The following is an 18,380-nucleotide window of genomic DNA, read 5'->3' as shown; positions in this document are numbered from 1 at the left end:
GTCGTGAGGCTAAACGAGCCCGCTGGAAACCCACGTAAGCCCACTCCAGGTGGCAATGGGTATCGCCATGGGAAGGCCCACGCGGGTCAACGTCAGCGCAGCAATGCGCCGACTCGGTGAACGTTATTACACGTTTTCCGAACGGAAGGGACGACCCGGTGAGCAGCAACAACAACCGTCGAGCAGCACTCGATGCGGTCCGCGCCAACTGGAATCGACGGGCGCACGGGTCGACCGCTTCTACCGCGACTAACGCAGGCCAAACGCGATGCGTGGCGCGCGGCTTACGAGAAGAAGACCCGGAAGCGAGGGTGCCGACCTTCCGCTCAGCGACGTTCACCCCGGGACTGCCCTGACCGCCGCCAGCCAGGGTGTGCAGATCTCGTGCGGGGCACGCCGGTTGGAGCTGCCGAGTTCGGCAGGGACGCTGCGGGGCGGCGCGACCAGCCCTTGTCGGCCAGCGCGGCTTCGGCCACGGCGACGTCGCTGAAGGGGTGCTGGATCCCCTCAACGGTTTGGTGCCGCTCGTGGCCTCGCCCGGCGATGAGCACCACGTCGCCGGGTTCGGCTCGCGCGACCGCAGCAGTGATCGCCTTCCGGCGATCGCGCTCCACCACGATCGCCGCCCCTGCGCGGCCGATCGTCCCGGTGAGCATCTGGGCGATGATCTCCTCGGGTGCCTCGTCGTGTGGATCATCGGCGGTGAAGATCGCGCTGTCCGCGGTCAGCGCGACGCGTCCCATGTCGGGGCGGTTGAACCGGTCCCGGTTTCCCGCGCCGCCCACCACCAGGTGCACGCGGCCCCGGCTCGCCCGGCGCGCGGTGGCGATCAGCTGGGTCAGGGCGGGCGGCGTGTGCGCGAAGTCGACCACCACCTGGAACGGCTGGCCGGAGTCCACCCGCTGGTAGCGGCCGGGGGGCGGGGCCGCGCCGAGCCCGGCCGCCGCGTCCCGCCGGGACACCCCCATCAGCCGGGCGGCCGCGTAGGCGGCGGCCAGGTTCGCGGCGTGGCCCATGACGCACGTGGCCAGCTCGACCCGATCATCGCCGTCCTGGACGACGACCCGCAGCTCATCGGAGGTCGAGGCGACACGCACGTCCGCCTGCCCGGCTCGCCCCACGGTCACGGTCGGCACCTTCGCCTGGGCAGCGAGCCGCCTCCCCCACGAATCATCGATGTTGATTACCGCCCGGCGGCAGCAGTCCGGGGTGAACAGGGCCGCTTTGGTCGCGTAGTACTGCTCGACGGTGCCGTGGTAATCGAGGTGTTCCGGGCTGAGGTTGGTGAACACGGCGACGTCGGCCGTCACGGCGTCGGTGCGGTGCTGGTCGACGGCGTGCGAGGACACCTCCATAGCCGTGGCCTGCACTCCTTCCGCACGCATGCGGCACAACGTCCGCTGGAGCTCCGCGGCGCCGGGCGTGGTCAATGCCGCCGGGCTGCGCGCCCCGGGCATCCGGGCCTCGACCGTGGAGACCAGGCCGGTGCGGTAACCGGCGGCGGCGAGCGCAGCCTCGATCAAGTGCACCGTGGTGGTCTTGCCGTCCGTTCCGGTCACGACGGCGACGGCCAGCGCATCTGCGGGATACCCGTGCACCGCGGCGGCCAACGGTCCCACCGCCGGCCGCACGGCGGGCACCCGCACTTGGGGCACCGGCGCGTCGACGAACCGGTTCACCAGCAGCGCGCTGGCCCCCGCCGCCACCGCATCGTCCACGAATCCGTGCCCATCCCGCTGCGTTCCGGGCACGGCGCAGAACAGCGCGCCCTGCCGCACGCACCTGCTGTCGTCGGTGACGTCCAGGACCTCGGCGTCCCCGCGCAGCTCGGCCCCGGGAAGATCCCGCGTGGCCTTCGACAGGCTGGTTCCTGCGTCCTGACAACCGCATTCCATGTCGCCCCGTCAACTTCCCGGACGTCCACCGCCGCCCCGGGACGTGGCACCATCCTTCCCCCGAAGCGCCCGCTTCTGCCGCGCTGACTCGCGTCAAGTAAGCAGTGTCGACCCGCTGCCGCCGGTACGCGAGTCGCCCGGAGGGCAACGCAGTTCCCGACGAACCGGTTGTGCGCATTGGAGAAACGGGAGTGGCAGCTGAGGCGCCACGCTTTGACATGAAGTGTCGGCCGTCGGGCCGGCGACGAGGCAGCGGAAGGGGATGCCGACGTGATCGAGGCCAGCTACACCGTGACCGGCATGACCTGCGACCACTGCGCGCGGTCGGTGACCGAGGAGATCAGCAAGATCAACACAGTTACCCATGTGTCGGTGAAGCTGCCCCCGGTGCCGTGACCGTGCGCAGCTGCGAGCCGGTGAACGACGTCGACGTGCGCGAGGCAATCGAGGAAGCCGGCTACGAACTGACCACCAAGTAACGAGCGCCACGCAACCCGAGGGCCGCCGTGTTCGCCGTCCTCACGCCCAGCGCACACAGCACCCTGGTGTCTCCCTCACCAACGAATGGGCGCACACGCCAGGCCTAGCATCGCCTTCGACGTCGAGGTGCCGTCCAGCGCCATGGAGATCCGGCACCAGGTCGAGGTCCGCGCCGCGGAAATCGCAGTCAACGCGCAGAAGCCGGCGGACGGGCCGCGAAGCCCCGTCGGCGAGGGCCACGCAGGAGAACCCCGATGAGCACTGGGACGAGCCCCACCGCGGAGGTCGAACTGGCCATCGGCGGCATGACGTGCGCGTCGTGCGCCAGGCGGGTCGAGCGGCGGCTCGGCAAGCTCGAAGGCGTCACGGCCACGGTCAACTACGCCACGGAGAAGGCCAAGGTCACGTTCCCGGAAACACTCGACCCGCAACAGCTGGTCAAACAGGTCGAGACGGCCGGCTAAACAGCCGAACTGCCCCTCGAACCCGAGGCCGAAGCCAACGAGGACCCGACGAAGTCCTTGCGGAACCGGCTGCTCCACTCGGCCGTGCTGTCGGCTCCGGTGATCGCGGTGGCGATGATCCCGGCGCTGCAGTTCACCAACTGGCAGTGGATCTCGCTCGTCCTCGCCACGCCGGTCGTGGCGTGGGGCGCGTGGCCGTTCCACCGTGCCGCCTGGACGAACCTGCGCCACGGCGCGGCCACCATGGACACCCTGATCTCCATGGGCACACTGGCGGCCTACGCGTGATCGCTCTACACGCTGCTGTTCGGTACAGCCGGCGCCCCTGGCATGGCGCGCGGCTTCGAGCTCACCATCCAGCTCATGGGCGGCGACGGGAACGTCTACCTCGAAGTCGCGGCCGGGGTCACGACGTTCATCCTCGCCGGGCGCTACTTCGAGGCGCGCTCCAAGCGCCGGGCGGGTGCCGCGCTGCGCGCGCTGCTGGAACTCAGCGCCAAGGACGTCGCGGTCCTCCGCGACGGCGTCGAGGTCCGCATCCCCAGAGATCGACTCGCTGTCGGCGACCGGTTCGTGGTCCGCCCTGGGGAGAAGATCGCAACCGACGAGATAGTCGAGGAGGGCAACTCCGCCGTCGACGCGAGCATGCTCACCGGCGAATCCGTGCCGGTCGAGGTCGGTGCGGGTGACGCCGTGGTCAGCGCCACCGTCAACCCGATGATCGCCGGTGCCGCGATGGCGTTCAGCTCGGTGTTCGTGGTCGGCAACAGCCTACGGCTGCGCCGCTTCCGCAGCACCAGCACGACCGAACCGGTGCCCGGAACCGAAGCGAGCGAGCCGGTTCCGTCCGCGGCACGTCGAGACTGATCCCGTGGCCCGGTCTCGCGAGGTCTATCCGCAGTCGAAAGGACTACCGATGCGAACACTGTCCGTCTACAGCGGACGCATCAGCGGGGACCGGTGCACGCGAGCCTGGAAGCCGCGCTGCACCTCTGCTGCCACCAGCTCATCCCCGCGATCAGGGCCGGAAATTGGAAGCGGGGGAAAGTCCGGCGAATCGGCCGTGGAACTCACGTCAACCGCCCTGGGCCTGCCAACGCACACCGCGGAAATGACTTGAACGCCGCGACTGGGCCGGTGGCACGAACAGCCACATCGCCCATGGCTGCGGCGAAACCCTAGTCGGAGGACCTTCCCGAGCTCGAAGCCGTCTCGTGTTCGCCCGCCTCCGCCGTCGGCTCGAGCCCGACTCCGTTGGACGTCGCTTGCTGGAGTTCCTGCAGCGCGGCGGCGGGGTCCCGGAACATTGCCGGGTTGCGCTCCCAGTGCGCCAGTTCCACCTGGGTCAGGTTGCGCACCACTACCACCTCGTCCACCTTGACCAGGAGCACCGATCCGATCTGCACGATGGCGCGCGGGGTGTTCGACAACGACTGGATCAGCCCCGCTACCGCGGCTCCCTGCGCGGCATCGACCTCGGCCTGCTGGCGGTCCAGCAGACGCAGATCCAGGGCCCGGCTGAGCTTGACGAACTGCTCCTCCTTCGTCGGCAGCTGACCCGAATTCTTCAACCGGATCAGGAACTCGCCGAACCACGACCCAACCACGGGCGGGAACGCGTGGGCGAACTCCAGGCCAAATGCCTCGACCACTCGTTCCGCCGCGTCCGCCACGGCCTGGTGATCCCGCTCGTCGCTGAGGTAGAGCCGACCCGGAACCCAGTGCCAGCCGATGGTTTCGGCATCCGGGGCCGGCTGCGCGGCCAACGCCGCGCGGTCCACGAGCAGGGCCTGGGCCGCGGCGACGTCGGGCACGATCCGGAAGACCCTGGTCAGTCCCGTGATCCGGAAGATCTTGAGCAATCGCTCGGTACTGCACACCACGATCAATTCACCGCCGCGAGCGCGCGCCCGCTTCAACCCGCCGACCAGGACGCCGAGCCCGGTGCTGTCCAGGAAGTCCAGCCCGTTCAGATCCACGACCAGCCGGAATTCGTCACCGCCCAGCGCCTCGACGAACCGCTCCCGCAGGCTGGGCGCGGTGTAGACGTCGAGCTCACCGGCCACCTCGACCAGGGTGATCCCCTCGGACAACCTGACGTTGGTCATTGCCAGATCCACAGCGCCTCCCTGAGCAGTCTTCTCGAGTATGCCAACAGAACCGACGCGCCACGGGCACTCGGGAAACGCGGCCGACGGTCTTCGCAATCCGGTTGGCCGACAGGTCGCGCAATCGCGCCGCGTCGCCGGGCGTTCGCCCGTGGACTGCAACGCATTCCGAGGTTCCCGAGACGAACTCGCCGCGCTACTCGGCGGCGGGTCGCCCACGCTCGCAGCACAGGAGGTCGATTTGCTACCCGACGAACGCGCCGCGTTGTTCAGCATCCAGAACGAGCTGGTCGGCCCCCGCGGTCCGCAAGGCCAGATTCAGGGATGGCCGACCGCCCTCGGCCCCCGAACCATCGTCGCCATGCTCATGGAAATGTTCAACACCTGGCAGCCCGCCCGCCGACCGCCGGGTGTGGATCACGACGTGTGGCCGATCGACCTGCTCGCCGACGGCAACGTCGCAGCGCCTCGCAACGAGGGCAAACTCGGCTCGATCGAGCAGCGCCTCGCCGCGCTCTACGCGACCGCGAGCAAGCTCGCCGAACTCCTAGCCACCGACCGCGACCTCGACCCCGAGAGGATCACGCTGTGCGCGCGCTGGCCAGCGCGGAACGTGACCGCCGTCGAGCGAGTCACTCGCCCGCGGCCCCGGGGTACAGGTCGCGCCACGTCACCGAGGCGGGCCGGTCGGCGGTGCGCAGGAACTCGACGAGCACCTCGGTAAACCGCTCGACCGGCAGGCCCGAACCGGGCGGAAAGTCATCGTCGTCGAACTCGCAGCCCTCCGAGGCGGGGTCGCCCTCCGGGTACGCCTTGCCGCGGGTTGCGTCTTGGTAGGAGAGGTAGCCGAACCCGTCGACGATGGCGGCGAACACGTCGTGATCGGGAAAGTTCGTTTCGGCATCCCACAGCGGGCGACCGTTGTGCACCAGCCGGGCCGAGTCCGCCTGTGGGTCGGCGAGCTGCTCGACGAACCCGGCGACCTCGTCCGGGGTGTTAAGGGTCGTGTTCAGACCTTGATACGAACCATCGAGGCCGATCACTGCCCAACCTGCCGTGATGCTCATTCCTTCACCCGCCCGACGTAGCGGCGCCCGTCGGGGCTCGATCCGTCCTTCACTGTCAGTTTCCACCCTTCCGGCAGGAACCTCGAAAGCCACTGGTCGCAGGTGTTCGGCCACTGCTGATCTTTTAGGGTCGTGCCGCACACCGGGCGATTGATCTCGATCTCGGCCTCGGTGATGCCCTGGTCGATCATCCGGGCGACGAACTGCGTCTCGACGTGGCGGGCAATCGCCGGTTCCGCGTTGACGTGGCCGCGCGTGAGCCCGTGCTCGACGGCGAGCTGCCGAGTGGCCTCGTAGTACTCACCGCCCTTGCCGCTTTCCAGCTTCACCGCGTCACCGCTGCTGTTGATCCACCGGCCGTGCGTCTTGCCCGGCTGCGCGGGCACGGTAGTTCGGAACGCGCCGGGGCCGACGACGCTGAACCCGACGACGTCGAGCCGGATGTCGCCGAGCTCGCAGCGGGGGCCGCTGTCGTGCTTGGCGCGTCGCCCGAGGGAATCCCGTTTCTTTGCCGGTAGGCGTCGAGCGTCGTCTCGATCGCTTGCACCTGCTGACGCACCGCTGCGAGTTCCTGCGGCATGGTCTGCTGCGCTTGCGCCGCGGCGAGCACATCGTCGTCGGTAGCGCTTTGCAGCGCTGCCGCGAGGGGCTCGTTTCCCTCTTCGCACCGATCGATCGCCTCGGTGAGGAAACCGGCGGCCTCGCGGATCTTGCTCACGGCCGTCGCGATCGCCTGGCCGAGCTGTTCGACTGCGGATGCCAACGGCGCCCCCTCGGACGGGCGGACAGTGACGAGCGCCGATCATGCCCGCCACCACCGACACCCCCGCCGGTGCGTGCGTGGCGAACCGCTACCTCGAAGTTCTGGCGGTGCCCCGTCGGCTCTCAGCCCACTCGCGGGTGACCGCTTCCATCTTCCGTTTCCACGGGTGCGGGTCCTCGTCGGCGAGCTCGGCCCACACTCGGGCGTTGGCACGGGCGAAGACGTCGACCGCCTCGGCCGACGCAGCCGCCCAAGCGGGGGTGTCGGCGACCCACGCCTCGGCGCTGGCGGGCGTGTGCCCGTCGGCGATCAGCCGGTACACCAGCACGCACGGGTCGATGAACGCGGCGCCTCGCGTGGGCCACGCCCAATCGATCAGGTGCGCCGTCCCCGAGCTGTCGATCAGCACGTTCGCCGGGTTGTAGTCGGTGTGCGAAATCGCCATCCCCCGACCGGACAAGACCCTGGCAGCGGCACGCGACGCGACGGTCAACCTGCCGCGCAACCACCGGTTCGAGTGTCTACTTGAGACGTTCGACTTGGTACGCCGGGGCTTCAGCGGGTGATGGCATGCTCGGTGAATTGCCCGCAGGAGCGGAAGCCCAGGCGGTGGTAGACGGGTTCGCCGTCCGCGGATGCCTGCAGGACCGCGATGCGGTGGTCACGGCTACGGGCCGCGTGGAGCGCGGCGAGGGTGATGGCACCGCCATAGCCGCGTCGGCGGTGGGCGGCCAGGGTGCAGATGTTGTAGATCCCGGCGACTTTCGCGTGGAAGAAGACCTCGGCCGAACAGACCGGTCGGCCCGCCACGTAGCCAACCAGGTAGCGCGCCGGGCAATCGGTGGCCAGTGCCTGCGGGGCGGCCTGGGCGAAGAAGCTGCGGACAGTGCCAGCGGGCGGATCCCAGTTGGCGGCCAGGACCGCAGCGTAGTCGGCGAGCTGCTCGGGTGTCGTCACCGGGCGGATCTCCAGCCGGTCCGTCTGGGGCTGCGGCAGGGAATCGTCCAGTTCGGCCCACATCGCCGTCTCGCGTTCCGCGGCGGGCAGACCGGCGGCCGACAAGCGGGCGCTCAGGTCCGCGGGTGTGGAAGCGGGGCCTATCCACCAGGAGAAGGGACGTCCGGTGGCGGCCAGCGCCCGGACAGTCTCGTTGATCCGCGCCCGCGTGGTGGCGGGAATGAAGCTGGCCGCAGCGACGATGTTGAAGGTGTCGTCGTCGAGTCCGCTGTCGGCGACTAGGAGATCGCCGGCCTCCGCCACGGTCGCGCCCTTCATCCGCCGGTGCAGGTGGCAAGCGTGTTCGGCCAGGTTCTGCTCCATCCTGGCCAGCAGGTCGCCCTCACCGGAGCCTGGATTCGTCATCCGTTCCATGAGGTCGGATCCCATCACGCAGGAGGCAGGCGGCGCATGTCCTTTTCGCTCCGCTCCCCCGCCGGCGTCCAGGTCCGCTTTAGCGCTTCCTTCTCCGGAACGCTCCTTCGAGATCGATGCCCTGGCGGTTCGCGATCGCCAGGACGTAGATCGCGATGTTGACGAACTCTTCGGCCACCGTCCCGGTGATCGACCGGGAGGTCGGCTTACTTCCACATCGCTTTGAACAGCTCGCTCACCTCCTCGCCCGGCTTCAGCGCCTGCTTCCAGAACAGTGCTCTGGGCCAACCCGCGCTCGGCCTCCATCTCGGCGACGTAGCGCTGCAGCTCGCCAGAGCGTCGCGCCGTTGCGCAGCGAGAGCATCCTGGCGGTCCTCCCGTACGCATCGATGTGCGGCAGGTCTTCGATCCCGCCGCACCTCACCCGGCGCCGCCTCAATGGATCGCGATGATTCCACGGCCGCCGCCGACCCCGCCACCGTCCGCGCCGCATTCGCGGCTGGTGCGCGCTGTACTACCTCGTCAAGCCGTTCACCGCTGAACAGCTCGCGGACCGAGCGGGTGGCTCGTATGGCGATTTCGCGCCGTCAAATCGTGTGAAGGGGAGGTCGATTTCGCGCAGTCGCCGCACCACCTTGATCACAAGCGTTCGGATTCGTACTTCTTCGTCATGTATGCGACCGCGTCGTGCTGGGCCTGGGCATGGCTTTCGCGGGTGGCACCAGCCCTCGCCTTGGCATCCAAAGTGGACTGTCGTTGGCCCTGGAAGGCCGGCATCACGTGTTGGGCGATCAGCTCGTAGGAGCGCTTCGTCGCCGCCGGGTCCGCCCAGTCGTGCGCCATCACCAGCATCGCACCGAAACCGCCGGACTGGTCGACGAGCCGCTGCACCTGCTCGGCCGCGTCCTCCGGAGTGCCGATCACGCCGACGCCCGAATCGCGGATGAACGCGATCATCTCCTCGAGGTTGCCGCCTGCTACGTGCAGCTGCGGGAAGGCCGCGATCTTCTGGAAGTACTCGAACCAGTCCACGATCCCGTGCTCGACGTCCCGGTACGCCTGCGCCCGCGTCTCCGCGACGTGCATCGGGCCAACCAGCCGCCACGCGCTGCGATCCACCTGGGTGTCGAAGGCCTCGGCACGCTCGGTCATGATCCCCCAGTGGTAGCCCAGCGCGTCGAAGCCCTCGGCCGTGAGGGTCGCGCCGATCGACAGCAGCCCGACGCCGTGGCGCCCGGCCAGCCGCGGACCGGTCGGGGACGCCACCGCGGCGACCGCGACGTCGAACAGCGGATCCGAGTAGGGGCGCAACTGCAGGCGCGCGTCGACCAGGTTGTGCGTACGGGTCTGCGCCGTGACCGACTCGCCCCGCAGCAGGCGCAGCACGATGTCGATGTTCTCCTCGAGCAGTTCGCGGGTCTCGGTCGGGTTCAGCCCGATCATCGCCGAATCCGTGGGTAGCGAGCCCGGGCCGACGCCGAGCATCACCCGGCCGCGGGTGAGGTGGTCGAGCAGCACCATCCGGTCCGCCACCCACAGCGGGTTGTGGTATGCCAGCGAGATCACGCCGGTGCCGAGCCTGATGTGGCGGGTGCGTTCGGCCGCCGCTGCGATGAAGATCTCCGGCGAGGCGATGAGTTCGCTGCCCGCCGAGTGGTGTTCGCCGATCCATGCCTCGTCGTAGCCGAGCGCGTCGAGGTGCTGGACGAGTTCGAGATCTCGGTGCAGTGCCAAGGTCGGGTTCTGACCTGCGGCGTGGAAGGGGGCCAGAAAAACGCCGAACCGCAGCTTGCTCACGCATACCTCCTGGGGGCCATGGGCCACACAGTTCACTAAAGTCTTCGCCGGTATGCAATCGCCCGATCGAGACCTTCAAAATAGCTTTCGCTTATTGGATCATTCGGCGCGACGTATTTGCCGTACCGACCGCTCGATGATTCATTTTTGCCGTACCAGCCGGTCGGTGAGTCATTCGGCTGGCATACCGGTTTCCCGCTGTCCGCATGCCCGCTGTGCACGAGAAGAAGCTCCAAAGTGCTCGCAGCGACCAGCCCGCCGCCGGTACCCCGTTCCCCGCCCGGTTGGCCGAACTCGCCGCCGCCGAACCCGACCGCGCCGCGCTGACCTGCGAGGGCACCACGCCCACCCGCGCCGCACTGGAGTCCGCGACGAAGAACGACGCCAGTGCCTTCGCGCCGTCGTTGCCGCCGCGGCCCAGTTGATGCGCGGCCACGCCTCGTCGCCTCGTCGCCTCGTCGACCAGCATCGGTTGCAGCAGCATCGGCAGCGGGCTCGGGGCTGCCCGGACGCTCCCCCTCGTCGGGCCACGCGCTGCAGCATCGCTGGCGGCGGCGTGCCCAGCGCGTTTGCGACCAGCGAAATCCGGCACGAGAAGGCGACACCCAGCAGCGGCTGCACGAGCACCGGGCCGACGCTGGCAGCGAACCGGTCGCCGGCCGATGCGGTGTCGACCGGCGGAATGCCGTATTTCACCAGCAGGTCGTTGACGAAGTAAAGCACCCCGATGCCACCCCCGTTGGTCACGGCCGCGACCACGCCGGGTGAGTGGTTGAAGCCCACCAGAGGATTCTCGATTCCCAGCAGAGCGCAACGCGGTGCGAATGCGCGCTCCTTCCCATCGATGGGGCGACATTGCGCCGGGCAGCCGCATGATGCACACCAGTGCAGCCGAAGACCAGGCCGCATTTTACCTCGGCTCCCGCAATCCCTCAGCCGCATAATGTCTATCCACATTGGACAGAAAGTCCGGGCAAATATTTCCGAATCGCAATGAATCGGCATCAGGACATCTTGCAACGCAAGGTGAACATGTGTTTACTTGCTTGGTGAACACAAGTTCACGCCAACTCGAGAGGAGCCTGATGAGCAGCGCCACGCCTGCCGCAGCGTCACGACGTTCGAGGCTGGTCATCGGGGTGCTCGCCTCGTGCGGGATCGCGGTGTCGTTAATGCAGACCCTGGTCGTACCGCTGCTCCCGGAATTCCCCAGGCTCCTCGAAACGTCCAGGTCCAACGCGGGCTGGCTGGTCACCGCACCGCTGGTGGCTGGCGCGGTGTGCGCACCCGTCCTCGGGCGGCTCGGCGACATGTACGGCAAGCGCCGGATGCTGCTGATATCGCTGGCCACGATGGCGGTGGGCAGCGCGATCGGCGCCGTCAGCGACGACTTCGGCGCCGTGCTGGTCGGCCGGGTGCTGCAGGGCGCGGCGGTCGGCGTGGTGCCGCTGGGCATCAGCATCATGCGCGACGAGTTACCCGAGGACCGGGTAGGTTCCGGGGTGGCCCTGATGAGCGCGACCCTGGGCATTGGCGGCGCGGTCGGCCTGCCGGTGACCGGGGTGGTCGCGGAGAACCTGAATTGGCACTGGCTGTTCGTCGGTGCTGCGGTGTTCGCGATCGTCGAGATCGTGCTGATCCTGCGGGTGGTGCCGGAATCGGCCCTGCGCGCGGGCGGCCGGTTCGACTTCATCGGCGCGGTGGGGCTGTCGGCGGCCCTGACCTGCCTGCTGCTGGCAATCTCCAAGGGCAACGAATGGGGCTGGAACAGCGGGGTCATTCTCGGCCTGCTCATCGCGGCGACGGCGTTTTTCCTGGTGTGGGGCCTCTACGAGCTGCGCGTCAGCGCGCCGCTGGTGGACCTCCGAGTGTCGGCGAGGCCGGCGGTGCTGCTGACCAACATCGCCTCGGCGCTGGTAGGCATCGCGATGTTCGCCGGGTTCCTGGTGGGCTCGCAGATCATGCAGGCCCCGGAGGACACCGGCTACGGCTTCGGCATGTCGCTGGTGGTGACGGGTCTGGTGCTGCTGCCCATCGGCGCCGCCATGGGCGTGTTCTCCCCCGTCTCGGCGCGGATCTCGCGGCGGCGCGGGCCTCGGACCACGTTGATCCTGGGTGGCACGGTGCTGATGCTGGGCAACCTGGCGGGATCGTTCCTGCACTCCCCGCTGCCGCTGGTGGTGTTCAACCTGACCGTGGGCGCGATCGGCGGCGCGCTGTCCTACGGCGCCCTGCCGACGCTGATCATGCAAGCGGTGCCGCAGACCGAAACCGCCGCCGCGAACAGCCTGAACAGCCTGGCCCGGTCCATCGGCACGTCCAGCTGCAGCGCCATCGTGGTCGCGCTGACGACCGGATCGGTCGTGCAGATCGCCGGCGTGAACTACCCGTCGGTGTTCGCCTATTCATGGGTGTTCCTGGTGGCGGGTGCGGCGGCGCTGCTGGCCGCGCTGATCGCCGCGGCGACCCCGAGGACCCGCCGGTACTCGCCTGTTACCGCCAAGGTGGCGACCACGCTCGGGACGTCGCGCTAGCCTGAACGACATGCCCAGCACGGCTCCGGCCACAACGGTCGGCGAGGACCAGCGGCGCGACGCGTGCGCCACCCGCGAAGCCATCCTCAAGGTGGCGCGCCGCCGCTTCTCGTCGTGCGGGTACGCCGATGTGACGCTGCGCGACATCGCGGCGGATGCGGAGGTCAGCGCGGCCCTGGTGATGAAGTACTTCGGCAGCAAGGAAAGCCTGTTCGCCGAGGCATCGGGCTTCAAGCAGGACGCGGAGCGCCTGCTGGACTGCGAACTGCCCAACCTCGGCGAACACCTGGTCCGGACGCTGTTGGACTACCACGACCGAACCCAGGGAGACCCGCTGGTGCGGGCGGTGTTCACGTCGTCGCGGCCGGCGGGGGCCCAGTTCCGAGCGAACTTCGAACGCCAACTGGTCACCCGCCTGACGAAGCGCCTGACGGGCCCGAAGGCCCGCCTCCGAGCGGAACTGGTCTGCAGCCACCTGATGGGCCTAGGAGCGGCCCGTCTGGTTCTGCGCACCAAAGCGATCAGCGCAGAGCCGAAGGAAAACCTGATCGCGATTACGGCCCCGTTGCTCCAGAACTGGATCGACGGCCCCCTGTAACACCTCCGGCGACAGGTCACACCACCCCAGCCCAACGTTTCCCCAGGCCAGGTGCCGTGAGTGGTTTCAGGCGCCATAGCGGTTGTTAGGGAAGGTGCTGATGTGAAGCGAACGGACCGTTTGCGTCGCCTATGCTATGAGCCTGTTGCGTTTTTGACCGAAAACGGCTGAACGGCAGTAAACCAAATCAGTCACGATCGCCGCCGTTCGTCCGCCAGTAACCCTATCGATCGTGATCGAATCATGCTCCGTGGTGGGTGTAATTCTGCAACAGGCGGCCTGCACGCATTGATCGAGTGGCAGATCGGGAAGCAGCTCTTGGGGCGGGGCACCCGCATCCCAGTTGCTCGGGCACAGGTGCTCTTTACGCCTCATCCGGTGAGGAAAGTGTGAAGGGCACCTTTCCTTCTGTGGACTTGTCCGGCATGCCCGGCAGGAGGTGCCCTTCAGCTCGTTGCTGGACTACGCCGTGCGGCCCAGCACCGTGGAGTGCGGGACGCCGTCGAGGGCCTTGCTGAACTGCTCGATCACGTCCGCCAGCGGCTCCGCGCTGTCCGGGTGGACGCTTAGCTGGTCACCCACCACCGAGATGTGCTTGTCCAGCAGGAAGAAGCTCTGCACCGCATGGCGGGCGCCCAGCGAGTGCACGACCGGGCGCAGCGCGTAGTCGATGGCCAGGACGTGGGCGATGGTGCCGCCGGTGGCCAGCGGCAGCACCGCCTTGCCGGCGAAACCGAACTGCGGCAGCAGGTCCAGGAATGCCTTGAGCAGCCCGGAATACGCCGCCTTGTACGTGGGGGTGGCCAGCACGATGCCGTCGGCCTCGGCGACCTTGGCGATGGCATCGTCGATCGCCGGGGCGCGGGTGTCGGCGCCGAGCAGCGCGTCCGCGGGCAAGGTGCGGACGCGCAGATGGTCGGCGGTGCGGCCGGAGGCGGCGAGTCGCTGGGCGACGTACTCGCCGATCCGTTCTGTCTTCGAGGTGCGCGACGGGCTGCCGGAGATTACAAGAACGCTGGACACTCGTGCTCCCTGGGTGCGAGACTTCCAGTCCACTGCGGACCGTTGCTGATCCGGATCTCCGCGCTGCGGCGGAAACCGGGCTGGCGGAGCGCTAGGGGCGACACGCTTGGGTCGACACGCGGCGGAAATCCACGTGCCGCCGCTTCATGAACATCGGGAACATCACGAATCAATCGCAACAGAGCACCAGCGGCATGTCAATCGGGCGATCGGCACTTCCCACCAACCGGACGCACCGTCAGCCGAGCACTGCGACCACCATGCTGGAGGCCGAGCCGGTCGCGATGCGGCTCTCGACGCGCAGCCCGCCTGCGCGAGCAGCGCCCAGTATTCTGCGGCGTTGCCCTCCCGGCAGTGGCGTCAATGCGGCCATTACCAGGTCCAGCCGCTTCCCGAGGCTCGGTTCGTCATGCTGGATCCGCAGAATCAGCTACACATCCGCTCCGGCACGCACGGAATAGAGGATGTCCCCGCTGCCGACCTCGCACCGATGCGCCATCCCCGCGTCCGCGACGTGCTTGCGCGCAGGTGGCCGGCTTGCCGCCGGGCCGATACTCGGATTCGACGCGGAGTTCTTCCCGTCCGGTCGGTAGCACGTCGTGCTGGTGGTCAACGTCGGGAAGCCGGGCACCCGTGGTTCGACCGGTTGCCACGGCTCGACCAAGCGGAGTTCGTCGAGTCCTTGTGACCACAGTGGATGGTCAGTCGAACACGTCCGGCAGGGGTCGGCGGCTCGCCCGCGGCACCGGGATCGCAGCGGGGTAGCCGATCCGCATCAGCAGCTGCGGCACCCCGCCGAGGTCGAGCACATCGCTGAGCGCACAGCGGACCTCGGACAGCCGCAGCGGCTGAGTCATCACCGACGCGACCAGACCCAGCCGCGTCGCCTCCAGCCAGGCCCGTTCGGCGGCCTCGCCCGCTAACAGGTGATCCCGCGGGTCGTCGGTGATCGTGCTGAAGACCAGCACCGACTCCTTCGCCACCCACTTCGCGATTTGCGCCTGGTCCGGTAGCCGGGTGGCACCGGTCGCCAACCCGATCGCGGGCAGCCCGCGATCGGACAGCGCGTCCTCGGGCAGCCCCTCGTCCGAGAACGGCGCGATCCAGGCACCCAACTCGCGCTGGTAGTTCTTGTCGTCGTGGTGGGCCCGCGCGGCATAGGCGAGCATCCGCGCCAGCGCCTGCTCCTCCGCCGGCCCGTGCACCCAGGTCGCCTGCGTGGTCGACGCGGCAACGACGGTGGTGCGCGCCAGGTGCGGGATCGGCCGGTCGGCGAAGGGGCGCCGGATGCTGCTCCGGCGGTCGATGGCCCGCCGGCGCTCCCGATCGACCGCGCTCGGCGGTTGCCGGTGCGTGCCGAAGACGGTCCCCCCGCCCTCTCCGTGCTCGTCGGTGTACCAGCGCATGTCGGTCGCCCAGCCGAGCGCACGCATCGCGATCGCCAGGTTGGCGACCGCCGCGCCGCACGACATCCGCCGGTTGCGACCGTCCGGATCGTGCTGGACCAACTCCGGCATCGAACGCATCCGCAATGTGGCGGTCCGCCCCTGCACCCGCAGCGACCAAGGCTGCGTGTTGTGCACTGAAGGCGCCCGGCGCACCGCTTCGGCCAGCGCTGCCACCTCCTCCGGTGTCCACGGGCGCTCGTCGGCGGCTTCGTGCGGCTGCCGACGGAGCATCGGGAACCAGTTCATGCGTTGATCACCTCCACGACGGGCAAGCACCATGACCGTGCCGTCGGCAGCATCTCGCTAGCAGAGGCCAAAGTCCCATCTGTGACCAGCACCGCAGCGGCAAGCTCTGCTCCGCTCGTGGCGATCTGGCCAACCGGTCCGGCGAATTTCGGCGTTTTGGCACTGGCGTACCGGCGGGTGGCCGACGAGGCTGGGGGCGCGACACGAAGGAGGAACGCATGTCGACAGCACCGCGCAACACCGCGTTGTGGCACCCGTTCGCGGACATGTTCCGGGTCAAGAACAGCCAGTTCTGCGTCAGCAAGGCCGACGGGGTCTGGATCTACGACCAGGAGGGACGCCGCTACCTCGACGGCACCGCGAGCCTGTGGTACGCCAACGTCGGGCACGGCCGCACCGAGATCGTCGAGGCCGCCGCCGCCCAGATGCGCGAGCTCGAGTCCTACTTCGTGTTCAACGACTTCACCAATCCACCGGCCGAGGCGCTCGCCGACCGGCTCTCCCAGCTCGCGCCGATGGAAGGCGCGAAGATCTTCCTCACCACCGGTGGCGGCGAGTCGATCGACACCGCCGCCAAGCTGGCCCGGCAGTATTGGGCGCAGCGCGGGCAGCCGCAGCGCACCCACATCCTCAGCCGCGGCAACGCCTACCACGGCACCAACGGCATGGGCACCAGCATTGGCGGGATCGAGGCCAACCAGGCCGGGTTCGGCCAGCTCGTGCCGGAGGCCAGCCGGGTCGCACACGACGACGCCGAGAGCCTGCGGGAGACCATCGACCGGCTCGGTGCCGGCCGGGTGGCGGCGTTCTTCGCCGAACCAGTGATGGGCGCCGGCGGGCTGTACCCACCGGAGCCAGGCTATCTGGAAGAAGTCGCCAAGATCTGCGCCGAGCACGAGATCCTGTTCGTCGCCGACTCGGTGATCTGCGGGTTCGGCCGGGTCGGCAGCTGGTTCGGCGTGGAGCGGTGGGGCCTGCAGCCCGACATGATCACCTTCGCCAAGGGTGTGACCAGCGGATACCTGCCGCTGGGCGGCGTGGTGATCGCCGAGCGGGTGGCCGAGCCGTTCTGGAACCACCCGGGCCGCCCGTTCCGGCACGGCGCGACTTACTCGGGGCACCCCACGGTGGCCGCCGCCGCCCTGGCTAACATCGACATCCTGGAGCGCGAGAAGTTGCTGCCGCGGGCCGACGAGCTGGAGCGCCCGCTGCACGACACGCTGCGGCAGCTCGCCGACCACCCCGCCGTGGGCGAGGTGCGCGGCGGCGTGGGCCTGCTCGGCGCGGTCGAGCTGGCGCCCGACCTGCTGACCGCCGACCCCGGCGCGCTGACCCGCGCGCAGCTCGCGATCCGCGACTTCGGCGTGATCGTGCGCCCGCTGGGCAAGGCGCTGGCGGTCTCGCCGCCGCTGATCATCAGCGAGTCGGAGATCGAGCTGATCGGCAAAGCGATGTGGGAGGGCCTCGACGCCCTCTCGTAACTCGATTGGGTGTCCGCGGACCAGGTCGTCCGCGGACACCGACCCGGTCAGAGCCCTCCTGAGCATCGGGCTGGAACACTCCTGTTGCGGAACCGATACGTTCCGGTCTGTACCAAACGCGATTCGTACCGTACGTTTCTGGCCAGACCACCGGCAGCGGCCCGCACAGTGCTCGACGCGTTCCGCGACCGATGCCGGAACTGTTGCGCGGGAACGAGATTCACCGAAGATCGTCCACAAAAGACAGTCGAGGGATGGCGACATGCACCGAGTCACCTGAGGTGCGCCGCGCCGGGCGGGGCCGACCGGTCGCCCGCGCGGTGCACGTCGGAAAAATCGACACAACACCCGGAAAACCGAGCCATGAGCGGCGGTCCGAGAAGTCACCGCCCCTGTAGACAAGCCACCCAACCGAGTTGGCAAGATAAGGCTCGCGGGTGATGGTGCGCAGCGGACGGAGGACGACAACCAGGTGAACACCCAGACCTCACAAGTCGACGACCTGCGACTCATTGCGCTACCCAGCGCCGTGAACTGCACGGAGATGTTCGTCCGGTTCACCCTCGCCGAGTGGTCCCTGCGAGAACTGATCGACGAGACTTCCCAGCTCACCACCGCGCTCGTGACCGCGGCCGTCGACAGCGCCGACCCCGGCTACCCAGGCTTCATCACGGTCCGGCTGCGCCTCAGCGGTGAGAGCCTCGTGGCCGAGGTCTTGGACGAGCAGGCGAAGGCCCCACCGGCCATGGCACCCGGTTTCGCCAACGGCCACTGCGGTGCGACCGCCCTGCGCGGTGGCGGCGCGCTCGTGTGGTGCGAGGTGCCACTGCCGGGTGGTGTCTCGGCGAACGCGGTGCCGCTGCCCCGCCGCTCCCGCAACAGGCGGGCGGGCCAGGCCGAACCCTCCATCGACGAAACGGCCGAGATCGATCCCGAGGTGATCAAGCGCCTGCTCTCCGGCCTGAGCAACCCCGACCCCACCTGACACGGCGGGTGTTCGACCGGCCGGTCACCTCGACTGCGTCGCGCACTCCTTCGGTGAGGTGCGGGAGTTCTTCCTGCGCCATCCGTGCCGTTCGCTGACACGGACATTGCTGCCGCTCGC

Annotated in this window: 16 protein-coding genes and 2 pseudogenes; 8 read left to right on the top strand and 10 right to left on the bottom strand. The window is 68.7% G+C overall.

What is annotated here, in order from left to right; genetic code table 11:
- Window positions 1–326: 326 nt before the first annotated feature.
- The gene (locus ACWDKQ_RS30640) at window positions 327–1,895 is read right to left on the bottom strand and encodes a UDP-N-acetylmuramoyl-L-alanyl-D-glutamate--2,6-diaminopimelate ligase (protein WP_450142253.1); all 1,569 of its coding nucleotides are present in this window, start codon (window positions 1,893–1,895) and stop codon (window positions 327–329) included.
- Between the two features lie 300 nt (window positions 1,896–2,195).
- Here ACWDKQ_RS30640 and ACWDKQ_RS30635 point away from each other — a divergent pair.
- Together ACWDKQ_RS30635 and ACWDKQ_RS30630 are read left to right on the top strand one after the other, a co-directional pair.
- Window positions 2,196–2,374, top strand: a pseudogene (locus ACWDKQ_RS30635) (heavy-metal-associated domain-containing protein).
- 255 nt (window positions 2,375–2,629) lie between these two features.
- Window positions 2,630–3,553, top strand: a pseudogene (locus ACWDKQ_RS30630) (heavy metal translocating P-type ATPase); the annotation flags it as partial.
- Window positions 3,554–4,017: 464 nt separating this feature from the next.
- On the opposite strand, the gene ACWDKQ_RS30625 reads toward ACWDKQ_RS30630, so the two are convergent.
- Window positions 4,018–4,947, bottom strand: coding sequence for an STAS domain-containing protein (locus tag ACWDKQ_RS30625; protein ID WP_450142252.1), 930 nt, complete (start codon window positions 4,945–4,947; stop codon window positions 4,018–4,020).
- A gap of 151 nt (window positions 4,948–5,098) precedes the next feature.
- Between ACWDKQ_RS30625 and ACWDKQ_RS30620 the strand changes: the two genes are divergently transcribed.
- Window positions 5,099–5,671 carry a hypothetical protein gene (locus ACWDKQ_RS30620; RefSeq protein WP_450142251.1) on the top strand — a complete coding sequence of 191 codons (573 nt, stop codon included), beginning with the start codon at window positions 5,099–5,101 and terminating at the stop codon, window positions 5,669–5,671.
- Here ACWDKQ_RS30620 and ACWDKQ_RS30615 read toward each other — a convergent pair.
- From ACWDKQ_RS30615 to ACWDKQ_RS30590, 6 genes are all read right to left on the bottom strand, one after another.
- Complete coding sequence (locus ACWDKQ_RS30615) at window positions 5,580–6,014, bottom strand: Imm1 family immunity protein (RefSeq protein WP_450142250.1); 435 nt, start codon at window positions 6,012–6,014, stop codon at window positions 5,580–5,582. The genes ACWDKQ_RS30620 and ACWDKQ_RS30615 overlap by 92 nt on opposite strands.
- Complete coding sequence (locus ACWDKQ_RS30610) at window positions 6,011–6,343, bottom strand: DddA-like double-stranded DNA deaminase toxin (protein ID WP_450142249.1); 333 nt, start codon at window positions 6,341–6,343, stop codon at window positions 6,011–6,013. The genes ACWDKQ_RS30615 and ACWDKQ_RS30610 overlap by 4 nt, the downstream gene beginning before the upstream one ends.
- Window positions 6,340–6,777, bottom strand: a complete 438-nt coding sequence (locus ACWDKQ_RS30605) for a hypothetical protein (protein WP_450142248.1) — start codon at window positions 6,775–6,777, stop codon at window positions 6,340–6,342. Before ACWDKQ_RS30605 ends, ACWDKQ_RS30610 begins: the two co-directional genes overlap by 4 nt.
- 88 nt (window positions 6,778–6,865) lie before the next feature.
- Complete coding sequence (locus tag ACWDKQ_RS30600; protein ID WP_450142247.1) at window positions 6,866–7,222, bottom strand: hypothetical protein; 357 nt, start codon at window positions 7,220–7,222, stop codon at window positions 6,866–6,868.
- A 110-nt stretch (window positions 7,223–7,332) separates the two neighbouring features.
- Window positions 7,333–8,139: a GNAT family N-acetyltransferase gene (locus ACWDKQ_RS30595; RefSeq protein WP_450142246.1), complete on the bottom strand. Its 807-nt coding sequence runs from the start codon at window positions 8,137–8,139 to the stop codon at window positions 7,333–7,335.
- A gap of 648 nt (window positions 8,140–8,787) precedes the next feature.
- The gene (locus tag ACWDKQ_RS30590) at window positions 8,788–9,945 is read right to left on the bottom strand and encodes an LLM class flavin-dependent oxidoreductase (protein WP_450142245.1); all 1,158 of its coding nucleotides are present in this window, start codon (window positions 9,943–9,945) and stop codon (window positions 8,788–8,790) included.
- Between the two features lie 206 nt (window positions 9,946–10,151).
- Here ACWDKQ_RS30590 and ACWDKQ_RS30585 point away from each other — a divergent pair, with 206 nt between their 5' ends.
- The 3 genes from ACWDKQ_RS30585 (at window position 10,152) to ACWDKQ_RS30575 (ending at window position 13,077) form a co-directional block, all read left to right on the top strand.
- Window positions 10,152–10,370, top strand: a complete 219-nt coding sequence (locus ACWDKQ_RS30585; protein ID WP_450142244.1) for a hypothetical protein — start codon at window positions 10,152–10,154, stop codon at window positions 10,368–10,370.
- Window positions 10,371–11,030: 660 nt separating this feature from the next.
- The gene (locus ACWDKQ_RS30580; protein WP_450142243.1) at window positions 11,031–12,479 is read left to right on the top strand and encodes an MFS transporter; all 1,449 of its coding nucleotides are present in this window, start codon (window positions 11,031–11,033) and stop codon (window positions 12,477–12,479) included.
- Window positions 12,480–12,489: 10 nt separating this feature from the next.
- Window positions 12,490–13,077 (top strand): TetR/AcrR family transcriptional regulator, encoded by a 588-nt coding sequence (locus ACWDKQ_RS30575; protein ID WP_450142242.1) that lies wholly within the window; start codon window positions 12,490–12,492, stop codon window positions 13,075–13,077.
- A gap of 462 nt (window positions 13,078–13,539) precedes the next feature.
- On the opposite strand, the gene ssuE is transcribed toward ACWDKQ_RS30575, so the two are convergent.
- Together ssuE and ACWDKQ_RS30565 are read right to left on the bottom strand one after the other, a co-directional pair.
- On the bottom strand, window positions 13,540–14,100 hold the full coding sequence (ssuE, locus tag ACWDKQ_RS30570) for an NADPH-dependent FMN reductase (RefSeq protein ID WP_450142241.1): 561 nt from the start codon (window positions 14,098–14,100) through the stop codon (window positions 13,540–13,542).
- A gap of 701 nt (window positions 14,101–14,801) precedes the next feature.
- Window positions 14,802–15,794, bottom strand: coding sequence for an Acg family FMN-binding oxidoreductase (locus ACWDKQ_RS30565; protein ID WP_450142240.1), 993 nt, complete (start codon window positions 15,792–15,794; stop codon window positions 14,802–14,804).
- Between the two features lie 218 nt (window positions 15,795–16,012).
- On the opposite strand from ACWDKQ_RS30565, the gene ACWDKQ_RS30560 reads away from it, so the two are divergent.
- Both ACWDKQ_RS30560 and ACWDKQ_RS30555 read left to right on the top strand, forming a co-directional pair.
- Entirely contained in the window at window positions 16,013–17,275 is a 1,263-nt protein-coding gene (locus ACWDKQ_RS30560; RefSeq protein WP_450142239.1) for an aminotransferase family protein, read from the top strand.
- A 472-nt stretch (window positions 17,276–17,747) separates the two neighbouring features.
- On the top strand, window positions 17,748–18,260 hold the full coding sequence (locus tag ACWDKQ_RS30555; RefSeq protein WP_450142238.1) for an ATP-binding protein: 513 nt from the start codon (window positions 17,748–17,750) through the stop codon (window positions 18,258–18,260).
- The last annotated feature ends 120 nt before the right edge of the window (window positions 18,261–18,380 follow it).

It is taken from the genome of Saccharopolyspora sp. NPDC000995 (genome assembly GCF_053599315.1).
The sequence above is the reverse complement of the archived record's forward strand: the minus strand, read 5'-3'. Positions and strand labels throughout refer to the sequence as shown.

What these genes read in the sequence shown, in the direction of transcription:
- ACWDKQ_RS30560 (WP_450142239.1), top strand. Translation starts at nt 16,013, where the DNA reads ATGTCGACAGCACCGCGCAACACCGCGTTGTGGCACCCGTTCGCGGAC.
- ACWDKQ_RS30615 (WP_450142250.1), bottom strand. Translation starts at nt 6,014, where the DNA reads ATGAGCATCACGGCAGGTTGGGCAGTGATCGGCCTCGATGGTTCGTAT.
- ACWDKQ_RS30600 (WP_450142247.1), bottom strand. Translation starts at nt 7,222, where the DNA reads ATGGCGATTTCGCACACCGACTACAACCCGGCGAACGTGCTGATCGAC.
- ACWDKQ_RS30575 (WP_450142242.1), top strand. Translation starts at nt 12,490, where the DNA reads ATGCCCAGCACGGCTCCGGCCACAACGGTCGGCGAGGACCAGCGGCGC.
- ACWDKQ_RS30640 (WP_450142253.1), bottom strand. Translation starts at nt 1,895, where the DNA reads ATGGAATGCGGTTGTCAGGACGCAGGAACCAGCCTGTCGAAGGCCACG.
- ACWDKQ_RS30565 (WP_450142240.1), bottom strand. Translation starts at nt 15,794, where the DNA reads ATGAACTGGTTCCCGATGCTCCGTCGGCAGCCGCACGAAGCCGCCGAC.
- ACWDKQ_RS30625 (WP_450142252.1), bottom strand. Translation starts at nt 4,947, where the DNA reads ATGACCAACGTCAGGTTGTCCGAGGGGATCACCCTGGTCGAGGTGGCC.
- ACWDKQ_RS30595 (WP_450142246.1), bottom strand. Translation starts at nt 8,139, where the DNA reads ATGACGAATCCAGGCTCCGGTGAGGGCGACCTGCTGGCCAGGATGGAG.
- ACWDKQ_RS30585 (WP_450142244.1), top strand. Translation starts at nt 10,152, where the DNA reads ATGCCCGCTGTGCACGAGAAGAAGCTCCAAAGTGCTCGCAGCGACCAG.
- ACWDKQ_RS30580 (WP_450142243.1), top strand. Translation starts at nt 11,031, where the DNA reads ATGAGCAGCGCCACGCCTGCCGCAGCGTCACGACGTTCGAGGCTGGTC.